Here is a 19,526-nt window from a genome sequence, read left to right on the forward strand (position 1 = left end):
TGCAAGATGTCGTTTACGCACTTGCTCTAGAACAGATTCAGGTATTTTGCTAACCAACTTCTAAGCTTGTCACAGCAAATACACGATTTATAGGTAAGTTAGGAATTTCTTTATTGTACATGCGAGCGACTTCACCTACTGGCGTCATCCCGTAACGTTGAGCCAGCTTAATCGCTTCTGGATTAGCATCTGGCACATCAAGAAACACCCTCGCATCAGTTCCAAAGGCAAGCAAGGCGAGTAAGAGTTGCTCGGCAATCTGTTCATCGTCAGCATTCAATGGTCCAATCCGCAAACCTGTATAACTAGGGCGGATGACTCCATAACCAACAATATGCCCATCTCTAACAACCCCTAAGGCAGTACTGTTTGGCTGGTTGATCCAAAGTCGTAGGAACTGCTTGCGCTCAGCCGGAAAAAGCTGTCGATCATAAGCAACTAACTTCTCAAAAGGCACAGTTTTGAGTTCTACAATACCCTCCGGCACAACGCCGCCGCCCTTTGCCTCATAACGAATATGACGGTAGGCGATTTGAAAACCTGATTTTTGGTAGTTCTCCTGTTGGGCAAGCACTCCATCTAAACTAATGTTACACTCAGTACCAACATATGCCATTGCTGCCCTCCACATTTTCATGCCAAAACCCTGCCCACGAAACTGCGGCTTGACAATATAAAAGCCAATAACGGCAAAGTGCACAGAGTAAGCAATAGCAGAAATACTTGCCACAAGTTCATTGTTCAACTCGCCCACGAAAAAACCGCATTGATCCGCTTGGTAAAAACATTCAGCATCATAAGTTCCAGGATTCCAGCCTTCAACTGCTGCCCAATCAATTATCAAATCTAATTCCGACCTCAACATTGGTCGAACGGTGAAATTATCGATTGTCATTGGTGATCTCGTGGTATGAACATCTTTCTACTTCCATATTATTGTGGCGCGAAAGTGTAAGTATTTGATTGTAAACTTCTGCATTTACTTCTTGAGCTTGACGTAAATCGTATTGCGTTTGTAAATATTCATAACTTCTCAAAGGGATGAAGTTGGAGGCATTTAATAGACCGCAGACAGTGTTAAAGTTTAGAAAATTACTAGGTCTGGGCAGTGCAGAATCTTTCCCAAATCAAATTAATTACGGGGATTGACGTTTTTCTCCTGTGTTAAATTATATTTGAGAGGCTATTGAAAAAACTTTTCTTACATCAAGATATCATGTTCGACGAAATTCTACAACTAATGCGGGAGAAGGTTGCATCACTTCAATATGTAATGACTCTCCACGCAGAAGAAGAAATGAACGATGATAATTTGACAATCTACGATATCGAACAAAGCATCCTCACAGGTGAAATACTGGAACGTCAAAAAGATAAAGTAACTGCTGAATTAAAATATCGTATTCGAGGAGTAAGCGAAGACGGCATAGAAGTAGAAGTCATTGCTAAACTGAATTTGACAAGAAAGTTAGTTATCATTACCGTATATCGGGTCTAAGATGGGGAAAGGCAATGCAAAAGTGTGATGTTTGTGGAAGTGAAGGAGTAAATATCCGCAGGGTTACTCGGACCTATGGGAAAGGTGAAGACTTGCTGGTTATTGAGAATATTCCTGTCATTAGCTGTTCTCATTGTGGTGAAAGTTACCTCACAGCAGAAACTTTGCATGAAATTGAAAGAATTAAGCGCAACCGGAAAAACTTAGCTATTGCACGTTTTGTAGAGGTGGCTAAATTTGATGAGGGAAACTCGCCTGTTGCTGTATAGGTAAGATTTCCACACCAGGCGAGAGAGGTTATTTGGAAACAATCGCCACCTTCTGTATTCCTAAGGTATACGCTATATCGAGCGATCGCCCTCACCAGATTTAGTTCGGGCAATCCTTTCCACCTTACAAGAGGTTAAACAGAGGTCTTTTCGATCATCGGTGATTTTTGCAGCTTCTTACGCAGTGTAACAGTTGCGCCAACTCCCAGTACTGCTAGACCTAATAATGAGCTAGGTTCAGGTACTGATGTGCTGTCACCTCTATTGATGTTTAAGGCTTGGACGCGACCTTGGAAGAAATCGACCACATAAAGCTTATTATCTCTAAGGGCTGTACCACCTGTCCAGTTAAATCTGCCTGGAGTGAGGTCAAGGGGGTTGGCGATTGGAGGATCGGTTAATCCTGGAGGCGCTACAGGGTTGCCTGATGCATCGAGGGCAGGTTGACCGTATGCAGTGAGGAAGTTACCGTTTTTATCGAATACCTGAACGCGGTTGTTGATTGCATCAGCTACATAGATATTCTCTTCGTCGTCAAGTTCAAGACCAATTGGCTGTTCAAACTGTCCGGGTTCGCTGCCTTGTGTGCCAAATGTCAACAAAGGTATACCATTTGGATCGAGTACCTGAACACGGTTGTTAAACTGGTCAGCCACATAGAGATTTCCAGTAACTGGGGAAATTCTTATCCCTGCTGGTCCTTGGAATTGCCCAAGATTAGTGCCATTCGTGCCAATGCTACTAAGCAGTTGACCGTCAGCAGTGTATTTATTAATCTTGTCGCCGCTATAGTCACCCACGTACAGATTGCCATCTTTGTCGAATGTCACACCAGATGGTCCAGAGAAAGACCTACCTGGTACAAGACCGGTAAATGTTCCAAAGGATCTAATAAAGTTACCCTGAGAATCAAACTGACTGATGCGGTTGTTGTAAACATCACCTACATACAGATCCCCAGTGAGCGGAGAAAATTCTGGAACTGTTGGCGCGTCAAACTGTCCAGATCCTGTACCGCCGGAGCCAATTGCTCCCAAATAGTTACCAGTAGGACTGAATACTTCGAGTTTGTTACCAATGTTGTAATTAGGAGTGCCGTCCGGGTTAACACCGCGACCATTAGCTACGATAATATTCCCTTGGCTATCTATCGCTATGCCTTGGGGAACAAATAGCTCTCCAGGACCGAAGCCAGGGCTACCATAAGAGCGATCGTAAGTTAGCTCTAGAGAGAAAGCTTGAGCGGCTGTTGTTAATACCATGAATCCAGCACCAAGAATGGCAATTGACAAATTTTTCACTAATTTCATGGGTTGAACTCCTGTGTGTGTGAATTTAATAGACGCAAACGTATAGCAGTGCATATCGACGTGCGATACCATCGGCAAGGGCAAACCTCTACGCACCACTTCCGATCAAAGACTGTGAAGTTTTTATTTATTTAGCCTATAGTGTGGTAATACGAAGACCTGTAAGTTTCTATTACTTACTATAAGTTACCAGTTAAAAAAGTAAAAGTAGGTACTTTAAAGTAACTAGAGTACGCAGGAGAAACTAAGTAATTATGCCCCTGTCTGCTGGAATCAGTCAGTAGTTACTCGGTAGGTACTTAAGCAATGTAATCTGCGTATCACTTACTTCAAGATGGTCTATTGGTAGTAAGTAAGGTATTTACGATTTTAAGTTTTTTATGTTACAACAAAATATAAATATTTTTACAACGCTATTTAGTTAAAGAGCGTTAAAAACTACCTTGGTCAAATTAAGGTGCATTTTACTAAACCGCATAAACTCTTAAAATCAAAATATTGAGGTAATTAATGCTTCACCATCGTCATCTGGTGTTCTTTCCCATAGCTCTGTTAGTTAGCTGGTATTATTTATTTTTTCAATCTAGTCTGTCTGTAGCAGAACCTATAGCCAAAACTACGTTGACACAAACTAGTTACCTTTCACTCCTAGAACAAGAGGTAATTGCGGAAGTGAATAAAATACGGACAAATCCTAAAGCGTATATCTCTATCCTCAAGAACTATAGAAAGCGTTTCCAAGGTAAATTAGTTAAATTCTCTAACAATGTTTATTTGCAAACTACTGAAGGTGTGACAGCAGTTGATGAGGCGATCGCATTTCTCCAATCAACGCGCCCTGTAGGCTCTCTAACTTCATCTAAAGGTATGTCACTAGGTGCAAAAGATCATGTCAAAGACACGGGAGCAAAAGGTGCGATCGGTCATTATGGTAGTGATGGTAGCGATTCTGCCACTCGTATTAGCCGCTATGGAGTTTGGCAAACCACTACAGGTGAAAACATTAGCTATGGTCCTTACACTGCACAAGATATCGTCATGCAATTAATTATTGATGATGGTGTACCCAATCGTGGTCATCGAAAAAATATGTTTAACCCGGCTTTTAAAGTCATGGGAGTTGCTTATGGAACTCATGCCAGATATAAAACTATCTGTGTTATCACTTATGCAGGTGGGTATAAGGAAAAACTGATTTAAGTAACAGATCCCCGACTTCTTTAAGAAGTCGGGGATCTCAATCGTATGACATAATAAGAATAAAATAATAGGAAAACAGGCAGTGAAGTGTGATCAATATACCCTCTCACGGTTAGAACAACAAGTGATTGTGGAAATGAATAAAGCGAGAACAAATCCCGCTGCTTATGCTGTTGTATTAGAAAACTATAAAAAATGCTTTATTGGCAATCGAGTCAAAATTTCTAGTCATGTTTACTTGCAAACTACTGAAGGTGTAACAGCAGTTGATGAGGCGATCGCACAACTTCACTCAACCGATCCTGTAGGAGTTCTCACTACATCAATAGGCATGTCTCTCGGCGCAAAAGATCATGTCAAAGATACTGGAATAAAAGGTATAATGGGTCATTATGGTAGTGATGGGAGCGATTCTGCTACTCGCATTAGTCGTTATGGAACTTGGCAAATCACGACAGGCGAAAATATCACCTATGGTTCCCATACAGCACAAGATATCGTTATGCAGCTAATTATCGATGATGGTGTACCCAATCGCGGTCATCGAAAAAATATGTTTAATCCTGCGTTTAAAGTGACAGGAGTTGCCTTTGGAATTCACGCTACATATAGACAGATGTGCGTGATCACTTACGCCGGAGGATATGAAGAAAAATTTACTTTCGCGCTATAAGTCTGTACAACAATTGAATGATTTCTTCAAGCGTTACCTTTAAAATAGAGCGTCCATTGCTACTAACCCAAGGAGGTAAAATTAGCAAACTCTGCATCACTAACCACAAGGCAGAAAAATATTGCTGTTGATGAAAATAAATATTCGCTTTACACGCCAATACTCGCCCTTTTGCCTCTTTGTGTTTAGTTTTATAGGTAAGAGTGAGAGCTTGTTCACAGTAGTCAAGAGCTAACTTCTGCTGTTTTAAGCAACCGTAGCAATAACAAAGATGAAACAACACTCCTGCTTCTGTTGTTCGGTTTTCAATTTCACGACTAATTGCTAAAGCTTGCTCATAATAATCAATAGCATCTTGATATTTTTTTAAGTCACTGTATACAGAACCAAGGGCATCTAATGTCGATGCTTCTGTTGAGCGCGAAACTGTTTCACGCGCAAAATTTAGAGTTGCGCTGAGATATTCAATGGCAGTTTGAAACTGTCCTAAAAGATTGTAGGCATTGCCCAGGTAGTATGAGGCTAAATATCTTTGGCATTGGTTGCCGATTTGGACGCTGATAGTCAATTGCTGTTGCAGATATTTGATTGCTTGCTTGTATCTTCCTTTGGACAAGTGTGTTCCGCCCATCCATCCTAAAACCAGCGCTGATAGTTCTTGATCGCCTATTGTTTGCGCGATCTCTAACGCTTGCTGACAGTATTTCATTCCTCTGCGGTAATTTCCTCTCATTATATAAGTAGCTCCCAAACCACCAAGCGCCTGTCCTTCCTCTTTACTAGCTTTGATTTCACGAGCTAACGCTAGCTGCTGCTCAAGGTAATTAATTGCTATGTGATCCTGCCCCAGTGAGAAATAAACACTAACCAATCCACCTAGCGCTTGTGCTTCTGCTTGTTTGTTCTTAATTTTACGAGCTATTTCTAAGTGTTGATTATAATAGCTCATTGCCTGTGATTTTTGATCTAAATAAGAATAAGCACGTCCCAAACCATTGAGGCAAAAACAGTCTAGTTCTGAATTAAGCTTGAACAGAAGTCGATGATAAAGTTCTATTTGTTCGGAGTAATAGCCCCAATTCCTGAGTTGCTCGTATAATTGTTTACCATTAATGGATGTGAAAAGTATCTGACTAGCTGACTGCCATGCTGACATTTCGCACAAATGATGGAATGCTTCGAGATATCCGCGTACTTGTTCTAAGTTGGAAGTATCCTGTGGCTGATAGACTTTTAACCAGTAGAAAGCTGCTTTCAGATGAGTTAACTCTAAGGTAGTCAATTTTCTCAGCGCTGGCTTTGTTTGCGTGGTTTCCATTTGTTCTGGTTGCACAAGCAATAATTGCCCTGTGCGATCGCAACAGATACGCAAAAGCTCTGATGCTGAAAGCTTATGTAATTCTACTGGTATGACATACTCAGTCAAAGTGGTGAAACCTCTACTTCCAACTTAGCTAAATGATCCAGCGCCACTCGGCGAATGAGACTGTGCAATCGATAAAGAACTTTATGCTTAGTATATTCCTCTTCTAACAAAAACCGACGTTGTAAGGATTGAAAGGCAGAAACTTGGGCTTCATCAGGATACTCTGCAATCATCAGTAACCAAGCGGAGCGTTCTACAGCACGTCTATACACGGCTCCTTGGCAAAGCATTAAACAAGCTAAGGGTTCTGTTTGATACAATCGAGTAAAAGTTTGGTCTATCCGCTTTTTTACCAAATCAGCTAAACCAATACTATAGCGGTCAAGTCTGGGTTTGTCCTGTCGAGATTTTTCTTCTGGAGCATTTTTCCAAGACTCTACGGTAGTGATTTCATCACCGTAATCATACCAATAAGCTTGAACATCTCCATTATATGGTGGCATACGAATTTCACCAGCAACGACTCTTAATGCCAAAGGATGCCCTTCGTAGACATGAATAATCCGTTTAAGGTTTTGCAAATCTACATCTGACTGTATCCGCACATCCCAACTCTCAAATAGTTTTAGGGCTTCAGATTCCTCCAATCCTTTGAGTCTTTCTACATGCACTCGTGACGGGTATCGCCCTTGTGCAATTATTGGTGGTTGGTCTTGAGAAGTCAAGATGATCCGACTGGGCATTTCAGCTTTAACCATCTGCTCAAAGAATTGGGCAAAGATTGGCTCGATAAACTGATGCCCACCTTCGCCATCTGGTTCTAAAACTTCCTCAACCATATCTAGTATGAGCAGACAGGGATGCGATCGCAACTTCGCCACCATAGCCACCAACAATTCAGAGTCTTTTTGCAACTCGAACTGTGGTACTTGTCCCAAAAGCTGGCGTGCTACTGCCAAAAAATTGGATGATTCTCGCTCAAGGATTACAGTGTATATTTCTGGAAAGCTGATAGCAACTGCTGGTTCCAACATTAGGCGCATTGCCAGAGATGTTTTGCCAATTCCTGTAATCCCAACAATTGATAAAACTCGGCAGTCTTGTTGCAACCGATGTTCTAACTCGGTAATTAGCTGTGTGCGTCCTACCCATCTAATTGCATGATCTTCCAAAACCAGTTCTTGAGTAATTGGCAATGGGGAACAAGAGGGAGTAAGCGTTTGATTAGACTCCGATTTTTGTAGCCATTCATCAAATGAACAATTGAGTAACAATTCGCACAATCCGTTAATTAACCAATGCTCACAGGAGTTTCGATGCTCCGACGCGAAAAAACTTCTGATCGTTTGAGCTCGAGGTGACTCGGAATCATTGAGATGTTTTACCCAAGCGACAGAGAAATCTCCCCAAGCGATTTGGTTGTCTACTGTAAATTGTTCATTGAACTTGTCTTTAAGATTTTGCTTTAAAGTGTTTGGTACTGATTTTTGGCTGTAATCTCGATAAGGGCGATTGAGTAATAGCTGGCAAACACCGTTAATTATCCAATGTTCACAGGTGCTTTGTGTGTGGCAGTACAAAATGTTCTGAATTTCTATCTCTGTTGGAGGTGTGCCGAGAGTATCACTTGAGTAGCGCCACTTTTGCAAAAAATCTTCTGTTGACTTGAAGCGTTGCCCAAACGCCGACTTGAGCTTGCGCCGCAAAGCTGGAGTCACAGGAACAAGGCGATGTTTCATTTTTGATGTGGCATTGATGTTTTATTCATCTTAGTCAAGAAAGTGATTTTTTGGGTGATGAAATTTATGGTGCAAAATTTGGGTTTCTAAATTGCTCTCAAATTGCTTTCAAAAAATCCTTGATTACCATTGCGTTGAGCTTAGATAGGGAATAGGTTTGATGCAGAACAAAATATGAGGAGTGAATTCATGAAGAGAGTAACGCTATTAAGCTTGAGTATGGGTTTAACAGTTCTGAGTGTCGGCTTGTTGACTAAGATTCAATATACGTCAGCTCAGCCAGCATCTGTTTTTCAACCAATTCTGAGTGATATTCGTAACCAGTTGCCAAAAGGGACAGAAATACGGTTGCCTTCTACTCTTCCTACTTTTAATCGTTCGCTGCTTTTCAAAGCATTTTCTGATATTCCTGTTGATGGCAACATTTATCCCTATATTAGTTCTAATAATGAAGCCATTACAGTTAATTTTGCTGTGTCACCGAACTGTGCTTCTGCTGCTAAACCTGATGGTTGTTCTTTTGGCGGTATTGGTGTCTTTAAAGATCGCGAGCCAAAATTTTGGCCTCCAAAAGGGGAGAATATCACACCAGTAGATTTGGGCAATGGGATTAGTGGTTATTACTTAACTCGAGGTAGCGGTTACAATACTCTAAGATACGTTTTCTGGAAACAAAATGGACTGACTTTTGCTTTAGGATCTGCAGCTTTCGCATTGTCTCAGCAGCAAATTATTGACACTGCTATTTCAGCAGTAAATGAACCTCCCATTACTAGCAATTGAGACGCGCTATGGCGCGTCTCTACATTGTTTTTCACATCCATATTATTGCCGGATTGACATTAATCTACGTCTGGCAATAAATATTAAAGCGATCACTACCATAGCCATGAGCATCCATTCTTCGGGTTCGGGAGTAGCGGAAACAGTGAAAGGATTGGATGGCTGAGTTAATTGCTCTTGACCTGATTCTACTTCACGCTCGAAACGATCGCTCTTGGCTTCGGCTCGTTTGAGGGCTTCTTTTTGGCGATCGTTTACTAGTACAATCATAGAAGAATAAGGTGTGACAATCTTAAACTTTTTGGCGATCGCATGAATGGCATCAAGATCCTTCAATTGCTTTGCCTTCTTCTCTTGTGACAACCCTACTACCAACTGTCGCGCCGCTAGTTGCTCAAAATCTTTCTTCGTCGTAGCCACCGACTCTACCTTGGATTTATTCCAAGCGTACCCATCCACTACACTTACTGTAGATGAGCCTAACCGTGCTTGGGTTCCTATTCTTTGCAACACCTCAGCAACTTGTGTAGCAACTCCACCCCCGCTATCTTGAATTACTGCCAAAGTCGCATCATCATACGCTGGAGGAAGTTTGCCTAAATGTACCATCCACAATGGTGCAGGCATGTTGAGAACATTTTTACTATCTTGAGATAATTCATAACTACCTTCATCTGTGACCATCAAGATAGCGTCATAATTGGTATTGCCACGCAACTGCAAAAACTGCTGCATCATTTGTTGCAATTGAATGCTACCATAAAAAGTCAGTTTTGTCAAGCGCTGTAGATCGTCAATCCTTTGAGGTACACCTTGAGAAGTTGTAATATACACATCAGCATCGTTACTGGTTGCTTTTAACGAGGCAAAGGTTTGGGATAACTCTTGAGTATGCTTGCCCATACTACGAGAAGTATCGACAACAATTGCCAACCGCTTTCCTTTTAAAGTGCTGTAATCACCAGCAGTAAGTGGCTGGGCAGAAATGCGGTAGCCTTCAGGAAAGTTCACTTCATGGGAAGCTGGTTGTAATTTGGCAGCGCTAATGAAAGGTTCTAACCAGTCATTTGGTGAAGAAACAGTTTTGCCGTTGCGGATATATTTAGTATGGTTAGTCCAAAAGATATTGCGTTTCTCTCCTAGCTGAGGCATTGCCCAGCCATTTTGTTGTTGCATCACTTTGTAAGTTAGCCACAGATGCAACAATTCGGGTTTTCCTGATAGTGTTTTGGGGGGAATGGGAAATGCTCTGAGACGGTAGTGACGGGTTCCGACTTGCTCTAGCAAAGCCGGATCGACACGTCGTTGCACTTCTTGATTATAAACTTGTTGGGCTGCACCTCGTGGCGAAACGGCAAAAGGGAAGCGATCGCTTAACTTATCGCTGTTACCCAACCACAATCCAGTAATCACAGCACTTTCTGGCAAAGAAAACGAGTAAAATACTTCTTGTTGTTCGGGCGTTTGGTTCTCATACACCTCGTAAAGTTCCACATCAGCCCAATCACCATTTTCCTTCACTGTAACTTGTTGCTTTGCCAACCAAACTTTTTCTTGATTAATATTGAGTAATCCCGCCTTTGCTTCGTCTCTGTTAAAAGTAGATTGCAAAGCGTGGTTAATTGCTTGTCTTTCGGCTCTTTGAATGGGTGTATCAAAAAACTCCGCATACAGCTTAGAAGCCTTGTCTGCATCCGACGGCAATCCTTGATACAAAAACGGCGACATTAGAGAATTGTAAATTGTTTGTAATCTTTGAGCTACTCCATTTGGTAAACCCAGGAAGTCATGATACAAGTGCTGGATATGGTTGTTTTCTTGGTTAGAACTCAGGTAGCGGTAAGAAGACAAATAAGCATTAACCAAACCAGCTTTAATCGTATCTGATTTAGCTAAGAGTGCTTGCTTACTACTATCTGTGGTAGGAGGATTCTGGAATAGATTGAATGCTGCTACTTGAGGCTGTTGTTGTAATGCGAAGAGAATCAGCAACCAAGCAGTAACCACCCCTAATGATACTCCCCAAGTGCGTTTGCGACCATATTGAGATGCAAACGCTTGTAATATCTCACGTCCAGATAAAATGTAGAGGCTGGCAAGTGCCGAAGGCATGGCAACGAATAAGGTAGACGTAATACCCACCAAGATAAAAAAGATGAATACCCACCAGATAATGGCATAGGGGGCATATGTTATGGTGTGGATGAAAATGCTTACCCAGTTGAATGAGAAAAACTCACGGATAATAGCTACTGCTGTTGGTATGGCATAAAACATTAGCACAGCACCAACATATAAACCAATGAGTACCATTAAGCTGTGGGCAAAAGCTTGAGTCCAAGCTAAGATACGATTTCTGTTAGCATAGCCAGATGATAAGTTGAGAAAAAATGCTCCGATACAAAGGCACAGAGTACCGAGAACCCAACCACTGGCTGGGGGAACTTCTCGAAATAGGAACAAGCGCATCAGGCATAAAGCAAACAGTGGTGCTTCTACGCCATAAAATAGACGCATTAAATTTACAGGTTGTTGGCTAAAATGCCGCACTCCCACTATCGTGCAGATAGTAGGTACTGTGATTAGCGCTACAAGACTGACGAAAAATTCCAGTGGAATCAAACCTTCAAATGTGGCGATAATGATTACGGGTGCAATCCAGGGTAAGATGCCGACATACACCACCGACAAAAAGGCAAGATTCCAAATCCAAAAGATAGCGTGAAAAAGAGTATGTAAAAACCACTTCATAGTTTATTGGGATTAAGGGTATGAGCGATCGTCTTGTGAATATTGGTAACGAAAGCTTGAATTTCTGAATCTTCTGGGCTAGAGGTACGATCAAATAAGATGGAAATCATCAACCAAGGCTTTTGGCGGTGGATAACGTATTCCCAAATCCGAGCTAAGAAATCATCAGTGGTAGATTGCGGTGATTGAAACCAGTAGGTAGCGGAAAGTTTGCCATTTTGTAGAGATAACCACCGCGCCATAATATCTGGTGTTAGCTGTTTTCTCTCCATTGTGTCTACTTTCATCCCACTGCCGACAAAACACAATTCTGGCGGATGGAAGGCTTGCCAAGAGGTACTGCCTACTAGCAACATGGAACCAGTAAGTTGTCCTGAAACGAAGCGTTGCTTCTGTGCGATTGTATTAGGCTTTTTTTGAAAAAAACTTTGTTCAACTGCTGTTAATGGCAGTTGCTCGGAGATGATTTGTTTGGGTAAATTTAGGGAAGCAATAGTAAGTTCTATTTGTTTTGGGTGTAGTTGCCCAATCAGTGCTAGTGCAATTACGGTTGTCAGCAGTGTTGCTCGTGCCGATTTCCTTATGCCTGGGAATGCGGGTTGACTTTCCACTTTTATTAGTATTTCTTCCCTTCTGCCCTCTGCCCTCTGCCCTCTGCCTTTCTTTGTAAATCCATCCTGATAACGTGGTACAGTTTGCAGGAGCTTCCATGTTAAAGCACAGGATACAACCCAACCGATTAAACCAAGAGGTACATGTAGTACCTGCGCGATTGTTGGTTGATGCCAAATTTGGGTAATTACGACTAATAGCAGCACTCGCAGCATGTTGGCGCTCACTAGAGAAAACAGATTTGCACAACATACTAACCACCAGCGTATACCTAGTTGACGACGTTCTAGCCAAGTAGCGGCAAGTAAGAATAGCATCCCTGTCCATAGGCTTTTTAACCCGCTACATGGTATATCTACATGAGCAATGCCATTTTCTAAAACGATGATGTCTTGTGAGGAAATGGCAGTGACTTGAAAAGGGGTTAGTAATTGTTCTACAATATGTGCTGTTAGTATGCGTACAGGGAAGCCAAGTCCAGTCTCGAATTGAGCGCTAAAAGGGAGAAAACAAGCGATCGCAATTGCTACTGGTAAACCTTTACGCCATAATATAGGTGAGAAAAACAACCCGCACAAACCATAGGTTGAGAGTGCAAACAAAATTACTTCTATTTGTTTGATGTCGAGTAGCCATCTTGAGGCGATCGCACTAACAGCCACTCCAAGCATTAGTAAAAGTGGATACGGTTGCAGCGTGAGTGGAGTGATTTGCAAGTGATGGCGATATCGTATAGTTTGCACTAGCAAAAACGAAATGGCAAGAGCGATCGCCACTAAATTGAAACTAGATGCTTGCCGGAAAGACTGTAAAAGCCATTGAATCGAAGATATATGAACAAAAATCCAGGCTATTAAAAGCACAAACACGCTAAAAAACTCTTGACGAAAGGAGTTTTTTAACCAACTGTCTCTTAACATAATGTCTCCGAGCGGCTGTATTGCGTCTGTATTACAGTTATAACTTAAAATTTTTCGTTGACAGGGTGATTGCCTAAACTTGTTGTAATCTTTACTAACTCCGTTGAGCCAGATGTGATGTTATCATTTCCACTGCATGTGTATATTAAAAAACTGTAGACATCACATCTCTACGCCAAAAACTCAATAGCTATTTATGCCTACTGCCACTTGGAATCGTCACCACGTTCTTTCTCTTGCTGACTTCACTGCTGCTGAATACGATGTTGTGTTACAAACTGCAGCCAGTTTTCAGGAGGTACTCTCACGGCGGACAAAAAAAGTACCAACTTTACAAGGACAAGTGGTGGCAAACTTATTTTTTGAGCCATCCACTCGCACTCGGAGCAGTTTTGAACTAGCGGCAAAGCGTTTGTCAGCAGATACGTTGAACTTTGCCTCAGCAAGTTCTTCGATGACAAAAGGAGAAACTATTTTAGATACGGCGAAAACTTATTTGGCGATGGGAACTGATATTATGGTTGTGCGTCATCGTGAAGCAGGAGTACCTGATGCGATCGCTCAAGAAATGGAACGTCTGGGTGTTAGAGTCGGAGTCCTCAATGCTGGTGATGGTCAACATGAACATCCTTCCCAAGCACTACTAGACTTATTTACTATTTGTACACTACTTGAGCCAAACAATCCCCACATTGAACTGTTAAAAGATAAAAAAATCGCTATTGTTGGGGATATTCTACACTCGCGAGTAGCACGGTCTAATATCTGGAGTTTAACAGCAACTGGTGCCGAAGTGCATCTAGCCGCACCACCCACCCTTTTACCCAAGTTATTTGCCGATTATGTCAGCGATGATGGGGTAGAGACGTTCCGGCGGAACGTCTGTACAGAAGATGGGAAGATAGAAAAAGAATCCAAAATCCAAAATCGTAAATTGTTTCTCCATTGGGAATTAGAACCTGCTTTGCAAGATGCTGATTTTGTGATGACATTGCGCTTGCAAAAAGAACGCATGACTGCTCATTTATTACCTTCATTGCGAGAATACCATCAGAGGTTTGGAATTACACGCTCTCAGTTGCAATTGTGTAAGCCAAATGTTAAAGTTTTACACCCAGGACCAGTAAACCGTGGCGTTGAAATTAGCTCTGAATTGATGGACGATCCAGAATTTAGTTTGATTCAAACCCAAGTTACCAGCGGTGTTGCCGTGCGGATGGCGCTATTGTACTTAATGGGTAGCGGTAAGGTTTAGGAAATTCCTGTAGAGACGTTACATGTAACGTCTCTACAACACAGCAGGCAGAATATTAGTGTTGACATTTATATTATTTCGGTTATTCTAGAAATATGGTTAATGAAGAAACGGCTCGGTATGCAGATATTTTTGCTGCACTGGGTTCAGAGCCACGACTGGAAATTATGCGGCTGCTGTTTGCAGCTTATCCAGAAGGGATGACTGTGGGTGAAATTCAGGAAAAGCTGAAAATTCCGAACTCAACTTTGTCGCACCATTTGGAGAAGCTGCGGATTGAGGGTTTGGTGAATTATCGAAAAGAGAAGCAATTTTTGTGGTACTCAGCAAATGCTGAGACGATGGAGGATTTGCTTGCTTTTTTATCCACAGGGAAAACAAGACGCGATCGCCTGACTCGTGTCAACAACGAACACATCCCTGAACAGACAAACAATACATTTACACAGGAAGGGTTTATGTTTGAAAAATTTTTTGAGTCTATCTTTGAAAAACTTTTTGGGTTTATGTCGGAGAAATTCAGCCTGAGGGGTTTTGAGAGATTTACGGAGAAAGCCATTATAGCCATCACCTTTGCCCAAGGCGAATCTCGCCGTTTGGGGCATAACTTTGTCGGAACAGAACAAATTTTGCTGGGATTGATTGGCGAAGGTAGTGGTATGGCATCTCAGTTTCTTACCTCTGTGGGGGTGAACTTGGAAAATGCTCAGATTGAGGTAGAAAAAGTTATTGGCAGAGGTATGGGATATACAGCTAGAGATATTCCTTTTACACCCAGAGCAAAGCAGGTACTAGAACTATCAGTAGAAGAGTCTCGACAGCTTGGGCATGACTACATTAACACAGAGCATCTACTGTTAGGTATCCTCCGTGAAGGAGGGGGAGCAGCAATTAGAGTTCTGCAAAATCTTGGGGTAGATGTGGTTGCTTTGGAACAACGAATGCGAAGATCTCTGACTTAATTAAAACGGTTAAACCCAAGATATTACGAGGTTAACCTAGTTTTCACGTTCATATTGTAGGATGCACAAGCAATCAAAACTCATACCCATGCATTTCCTACACAAACTCCGCCCACCATTTACCGTAATTGCCACAATCTTCACAGTCGGACTGGGTGTTACTACAGCTGCAAAAGTTGCTATGGCAGAGTTCCGGATCAATCCGTATCTACAGCAACCATCCACAGATGGTATGTATTTTACCTGGTTTACCGAGCAAAACGTAGCAGGTAAACTCACGATCACAGGACCTGGTTTGAGCAATCCGCTGACGTTTACAACTCAACCCTTATTTGAGCCAGTGCTTACCTATACAAGCGCTGAGAAAAATCAGAACATTTCGGGGTTGACCCAAGGCTCTTGGCTCAAAGGAGATAATAACTACAAACACACAATTGATGTACGTGGTTTGCAACCAGGAACTACCTACTATTATACAGTCACTCAAGGGTCGAGCGTTTTTCATTCAACCTTCAAAACTGCTCCTAGTAAGGATAATTGGAGTCACATCCGCTTTATTGCGATGTCGGATAGTGAAACCGAACCTCTAGGACGTGTCACCTATCGCGAATGGCAACCGGGTGCTTTGGCAGAGGGATCTTTAGTACGCCCTACTTTGAGCGGTAGTCAGTGGGCAAACGTCTTTGGAACATCCGGTGCGGGTATTTCACAGACATTGCGCTATGCCATGACAGAAACTGAGGGTTACAAGCGCAACCTCACAATTGTCAATAGCCGTACCCCTGACTTTCTGCTAATGCCTGGTGACCTTGTGCAGGGTGGTGGCTACCAACCAGGTTGGGATGAGTTCTTCCGCCATAACGCAGGAGAGTTTGACAGTGGACTTTCACGGTATCCAATCCTGAGCGCCCTTGGCAACTGGGAGAACTTCGGTGCGCTCAATGGTGGTTATGGTACGGACACTGACGGTCGTTTTGGTCCAAAGTTTGGTCGTGATAAGTATCACGTATATGTTGACGCACCAGATAATGGTACACCAGAACACCAAGATAATTACTACCGCGTTGACTACGGTCCAATCACTATTATCACACTTGATAGTTCCAATGGTGAACCAGACGATCGCCGCAGTAACTACGGTGGTGAAGGTCAGCCTCCTCAAGTAAGTGGGCGAGATTATACTCTTGAGGGTACTGACACTCAGGAAAACTACACACGCGAACAGTACGAAGCTGCAGGCGGTACAGACCTTGCTGACTTCAACCCTGGTAGCATTCAGTGGAACTGGGCGCAGGCGCAATTGCAGGATGCTCGTACTAAAGGTCAAATCATCTTCGTGCAGTTCCATCACACACCATACAGCGATGGCGAACACGGGCTACCCATGAATCATCAAGACAGCAGTGGCCAAGGCGGTACACCAATGCGCCAATATCACACCCTGTTTGAGAAATATAAAGTAGCGGCAGTGCTTGTGGGACATAGTGAGATGTTCGAGCGCAGTTTCGTTGATGAGAATGGTGATGGCATTGGCGTGCATTACTATGAAGTTGGTGTGTCGGGTGATGGACTACGGGGTGAGCGTCGTGAAGGTGCTGGTTTTGATGCGCCACTGCTCAACTATAATCCATTTAGCCAGTGGACAGCCGACCAAAACGAAGGTGAGTTATGGCAGGAAGTTGATGGTGTCCCACAGTTAGTAAGTGGTGGCAAACACTACGGTCATCTGGAAGTGAACATAGAGCGACTCGATAACGAGAATGGTGTTTATGCAAAGATTACCCTCACTCCAGTGCATAGCTTCCCAATTCTTGATGGGAATTACAACTTACTCAACACAGAGCGCCGTGTCTATGAGGACGAGCTTACACTCCTAGTTGGTGCTGACGGGCAAATTGTCGATTGAAGAAGGCATCCGAGCGAGCTAGTGAAGAATCTTTCACTAGCTCGCTCGGCTCAATCCTCGACCTCCAACAAATCCTCAAAGGAAACGGCAAACATCTCATAAAGGTATTTTTATTTTAATAAATAATAAAAATATGTATCTCTAGACTGTTATAAATTAAGTTTTAATTCAAACGTCATCAGCCTAAACAGAGTTTTTTATCTACCTGATTTGGTATTCTTACGCTCTGAACAAGGTAGAAGTACTTAATTAATCTACAACTTTTATTACCCCCATAGCAAGAGGACAAATTTCTGGAATTTGCGAGAATGTAAATGTAGAAGCTAATGGCTAATGGCTAATGACTAAAACAATTAGCTATTAGCAATCAGCAGTCATATTTTTGTTCACAAATCATTCAGGAATACTACAGCTTCTAATAGTTTGGGAGGGAAATAGATATGAAAATGAAATTTTTAACAACAGTAGCTTTACTAAGCACAATATCTCTTGCCGCTCCCGTATCTGTGCAAGCTGCAAATCCCGCTCATGTGCAAAAGTTAAGAGAAAACGGAGCCTGTGCTGGTTGCGATTTAACAGGTGCTAATTTGAAAGGCGCTCACCTCATAGGTGCTGACTTAAGAAATGCTAATTTAAAGGGTGCTAACTTACAAGACGCCAACTTAGAAGGCGCAGATTTAACTGGCGCAAACTTGAAAGAAGCCAATATGAAAGAAGCTTTTGTAAACAGTGCTAGTTTAAATAATGCTAATCTCACTAATGCTGATTTAAGAAACGCTAATTTAGATAGCACTGAACTAAAAGGCGCTGTATTAGCTGGTGTCAAATTCAACGGTTCATATATTGCTAACACTGGCGCGAGAAATAGGTAATTTGCTCCCCCCAAGCCCCCTTAAGAAAGGGGGGCACGAAACCCCCTTCAGGGACAAAAAATCCTAACTTTCTCCAGTAATTGACAATTCATCTACCCAAATTCTGGGACATACCCCACCGGGAGTCAACTCTGGTTCCTTCTCAACAAAAATAATTGATTTGAGGACTTCCAAGAAATCTCCAGCAACTGTTGCCGATTCGATGCTTGTTTTCACACCTTTGTTAACAAGCCAACCATCGAATGGCAGAGAAAAGGAACCTTGTAGAGCTTTCACACCTGCATGAAGAGCTTGTAAATCATCAATAAAAATTACATTCTCAGCAGTTTCCAAGCTTAATTCTTGTTCAGCAGGTGCGCCAGCATAGACATGATAAAAGTTAGGGCTGACAGTGACTTTTGCACCAATATTGGCATTACCTGTAGGCTTGGCATTCAACCTTTTCGCAGTACCTGCACTGTGGAGAAAGTTTGTCAAAACGCCGTTTTCAATCAACGAAACTCGACGAGTGGGAGTTCCTTCACCATCAAAAGTTTCTGCGCCAATATTAGCAGGATGGAGTGCATCATCACAAACACAAAGCAAGGGAGAAGCAATTTGTTTGCCTATATCATCAGGGGTAGATAGACTTTGCTGATCCAAAATACTTTGCGCATTGTATAAGTTGGAAAAAGCACCTAGCAGACTGAGGAAAGCATCTGCAGAGAAAACAACTCGATATTTCCCCGACTGAATTTTTTCATAGTTCAAGTGACTGATGGTTTTCTCTGCCGTTTCTTTGATACAACCATTGATGTCTAGTTTAGAGACACCTTTGCTGATTCTAAAAGCGCCAGCACTGCGAGGTTTTTTTCCATCTTCCTCAGTTTTGCTGTAAAGATAAATTGATGCGATGGAGTGAGATTCAGTTCTCATCGCACCGTCGCTATTGAGATAGAACTTGTCAAGATCTCTTTGTGCCAAACTGTTATAAGGTACTCCCTGAATAGCTGGATGTGCAGCAATCACTTCTTTTTCAGCTGCTATTAGACTTTCTATCAGTTGGGAAACAGGCGCTTGAGGTACTTTTTCCTGCGGTGTTTCAGGTATGGGAACAGTAGCCTCTGGACTAAAATCTGGGACATTTTCTTTCACACCAAAGTAACTAGCTTCGTGTGCTGTTTTTAAAGCTAATTCAAGTCCCTTGGGATCTACATCTGTTGTGCTGGTGACACCCATTGTGTTATCTTCATTCCAAACACGCACGGTGACACCAGAAAGGTTTGAGGCTTTAACTTGCTTAGGCTCTCCTTGGTCTACTTGTACACTGGTTTGGTCGGAAGATGAGCCAAAAATGTCAAATTTTTTAATGCCAAGTTTGTGAGCGCTTTCTTGAGCGTAAGTTGCAATATCTTTGATGTTAGGCATAGT

15 protein-coding genes and 2 pseudogenes are annotated in these 19,526 nt (G+C 42.3%); 10 read left to right on the plus strand and 7 right to left on the minus strand.

Annotated elements, in window-relative coordinates:
* Positions 1-49 precede the first annotated feature (49 nt).
* Entirely contained in the window at positions 50-895 is an 846-nt protein-coding gene (locus tag ICL16_RS09800; RefSeq protein ID WP_190826819.1) for a GNAT family N-acetyltransferase, read from the minus strand.
* A 321-nt stretch (positions 896-1,216) separates the two neighbouring features.
* Between ICL16_RS09800 and ICL16_RS09805 the strand changes: the two genes are divergently transcribed.
* Together ICL16_RS09805 and ICL16_RS09810 are read left to right on the plus strand one after the other, a co-directional pair.
* On the plus strand, positions 1,217-1,498 hold the full coding sequence (locus tag ICL16_RS09805) for a DUF4258 domain-containing protein (protein WP_190826821.1): 282 nt from the start codon (positions 1,217-1,219) through the stop codon (positions 1,496-1,498).
* A 14-nt stretch (positions 1,499-1,512) separates the two neighbouring features.
* A complete protein-coding gene (locus ICL16_RS09810) occupies positions 1,513-1,767 on the plus strand; it encodes a type II toxin-antitoxin system MqsA family antitoxin (RefSeq protein ID WP_190826823.1) in 255 nt (84 codons plus the stop codon).
* Positions 1,768-1,901: 134 nt separating this feature from the next.
* Here ICL16_RS09810 and scyF read toward each other — a convergent pair whose 3' ends face one another.
* Complete coding sequence (gene scyF / locus ICL16_RS09815; protein ID WP_190826825.1) at positions 1,902-3,077, minus strand: scytonemin biosynthesis PEP-CTERM protein ScyF; 1,176 nt, start codon at positions 3,075-3,077, stop codon at positions 1,902-1,904.
* 510 nt (positions 3,078-3,587) lie between these two features.
* Between scyF and ICL16_RS09820 the strand changes: the two genes are divergently transcribed.
* The gene (locus ICL16_RS09820) at positions 3,588-4,277 is read left to right on the plus strand and encodes a CAP domain-containing protein (protein WP_190826827.1); all 690 of its coding nucleotides are present in this window, start codon (positions 3,588-3,590) and stop codon (positions 4,275-4,277) included.
* A 136-nt stretch (positions 4,278-4,413) separates the two neighbouring features.
* On the plus strand, positions 4,414-4,950 hold the full coding sequence (locus ICL16_RS09825; protein ID WP_190827112.1) for a CAP domain-containing protein: 537 nt from the start codon (positions 4,414-4,416) through the stop codon (positions 4,948-4,950).
* Here ICL16_RS09825 and ICL16_RS09830 read toward each other — a convergent pair.
* Together ICL16_RS09830 and ICL16_RS09835 are read right to left on the minus strand one after the other, a co-directional pair.
* Positions 4,934-6,376, minus strand: coding sequence for a tetratricopeptide repeat protein (locus ICL16_RS09830; protein WP_190826829.1), 1,443 nt, complete (start codon positions 6,374-6,376; stop codon positions 4,934-4,936). The genes ICL16_RS09825 and ICL16_RS09830 overlap by 17 nt on opposite strands.
* The gene (locus tag ICL16_RS09835) at positions 6,373-8,055 is read right to left on the minus strand and encodes an ATP-binding protein (RefSeq protein WP_190826831.1); all 1,683 of its coding nucleotides are present in this window, start codon (positions 8,053-8,055) and stop codon (positions 6,373-6,375) included. The genes ICL16_RS09830 and ICL16_RS09835 overlap by 4 nt, the downstream gene beginning before the upstream one ends.
* A gap of 189 nt (positions 8,056-8,244) precedes the next feature.
* On the opposite strand from ICL16_RS09835, the gene ICL16_RS09840 reads away from it, so the two are divergent.
* On the plus strand, positions 8,245-8,838 hold the full coding sequence (locus ICL16_RS09840) for a hypothetical protein (protein ID WP_190826833.1): 594 nt from the start codon (positions 8,245-8,247) through the stop codon (positions 8,836-8,838).
* Between the two features lie 42 nt (positions 8,839-8,880).
* On the opposite strand, the gene ICL16_RS09845 is transcribed toward ICL16_RS09840, so the two are convergent.
* Positions 8,881-11,589 carry a TIGR02921 family PEP-CTERM protein gene (locus ICL16_RS09845; RefSeq protein ID WP_190826835.1) on the minus strand — a complete coding sequence of 903 codons (2,709 nt, stop codon included), beginning with the start codon at positions 11,587-11,589 and terminating at the stop codon, positions 8,881-8,883.
* Positions 11,586-13,121 (minus strand): exosortase O, encoded by a 1,536-nt coding sequence (gene xrtO / locus ICL16_RS09850; protein WP_190826837.1) that lies wholly within the window; start codon positions 13,119-13,121, stop codon positions 11,586-11,588. Before xrtO ends, ICL16_RS09845 begins: the two co-directional genes overlap by 4 nt.
* A 196-nt stretch (positions 13,122-13,317) precedes the next feature.
* Here xrtO and ICL16_RS09855 point away from each other — a divergent pair, with 196 nt between their 5' ends.
* The 5 genes and pseudogenes from ICL16_RS09855 (at position 13,318) to ICL16_RS09870 (ending at position 18,116) form a co-directional block, all read left to right on the plus strand.
* Positions 13,318-14,376 carry an aspartate carbamoyltransferase catalytic subunit gene (locus tag ICL16_RS09855; protein WP_190826839.1) on the plus strand — a complete coding sequence of 353 codons (1,059 nt, stop codon included), beginning with the start codon at positions 13,318-13,320 and terminating at the stop codon, positions 14,374-14,376.
* Between the two features lie 95 nt (positions 14,377-14,471).
* Positions 14,472-14,720: pseudogene (locus ICL16_RS46735) on the plus strand (ArsR/SmtB family transcription factor); the annotation flags it as partial.
* Between the two features lie 162 nt (positions 14,721-14,882).
* Positions 14,883-15,332, plus strand: a pseudogene (locus ICL16_RS45515) (Clp protease N-terminal domain-containing protein); the annotation flags it as partial.
* A 94-nt stretch (positions 15,333-15,426) separates the two neighbouring features.
* Entirely contained in the window at positions 15,427-17,244 is a 1,818-nt protein-coding gene (locus ICL16_RS09865; protein WP_238360695.1) for a metallophosphoesterase family protein, read from the plus strand.
* Between the two features lie 440 nt (positions 17,245-17,684).
* Positions 17,685-18,116: a pentapeptide repeat-containing protein gene (locus tag ICL16_RS09870; protein ID WP_190826843.1), complete on the plus strand. Its 432-nt coding sequence runs from the start codon at positions 17,685-17,687 to the stop codon at positions 18,114-18,116.
* 63 nt (positions 18,117-18,179) lie between these two features.
* Here the strand turns inward: ICL16_RS09870 and ICL16_RS09875 are convergent, their stop codons facing one another.
* The gene (locus tag ICL16_RS09875) at positions 18,180-19,523 is read right to left on the minus strand and encodes a TldD/PmbA family protein (protein WP_190827117.1); all 1,344 of its coding nucleotides are present in this window, start codon (positions 19,521-19,523) and stop codon (positions 18,180-18,182) included.
* Positions 19,524-19,526: the final 3 nt, after the last annotated feature.

The sequence above is a fragment of the Iningainema tapete BLCC-T55 genome (assembly GCF_014698965.1).
GTDB classification, from domain to species: domain Bacteria; phylum Cyanobacteriota; class Cyanobacteriia; order Cyanobacteriales; family Nostocaceae; genus Iningainema; species Iningainema tapete.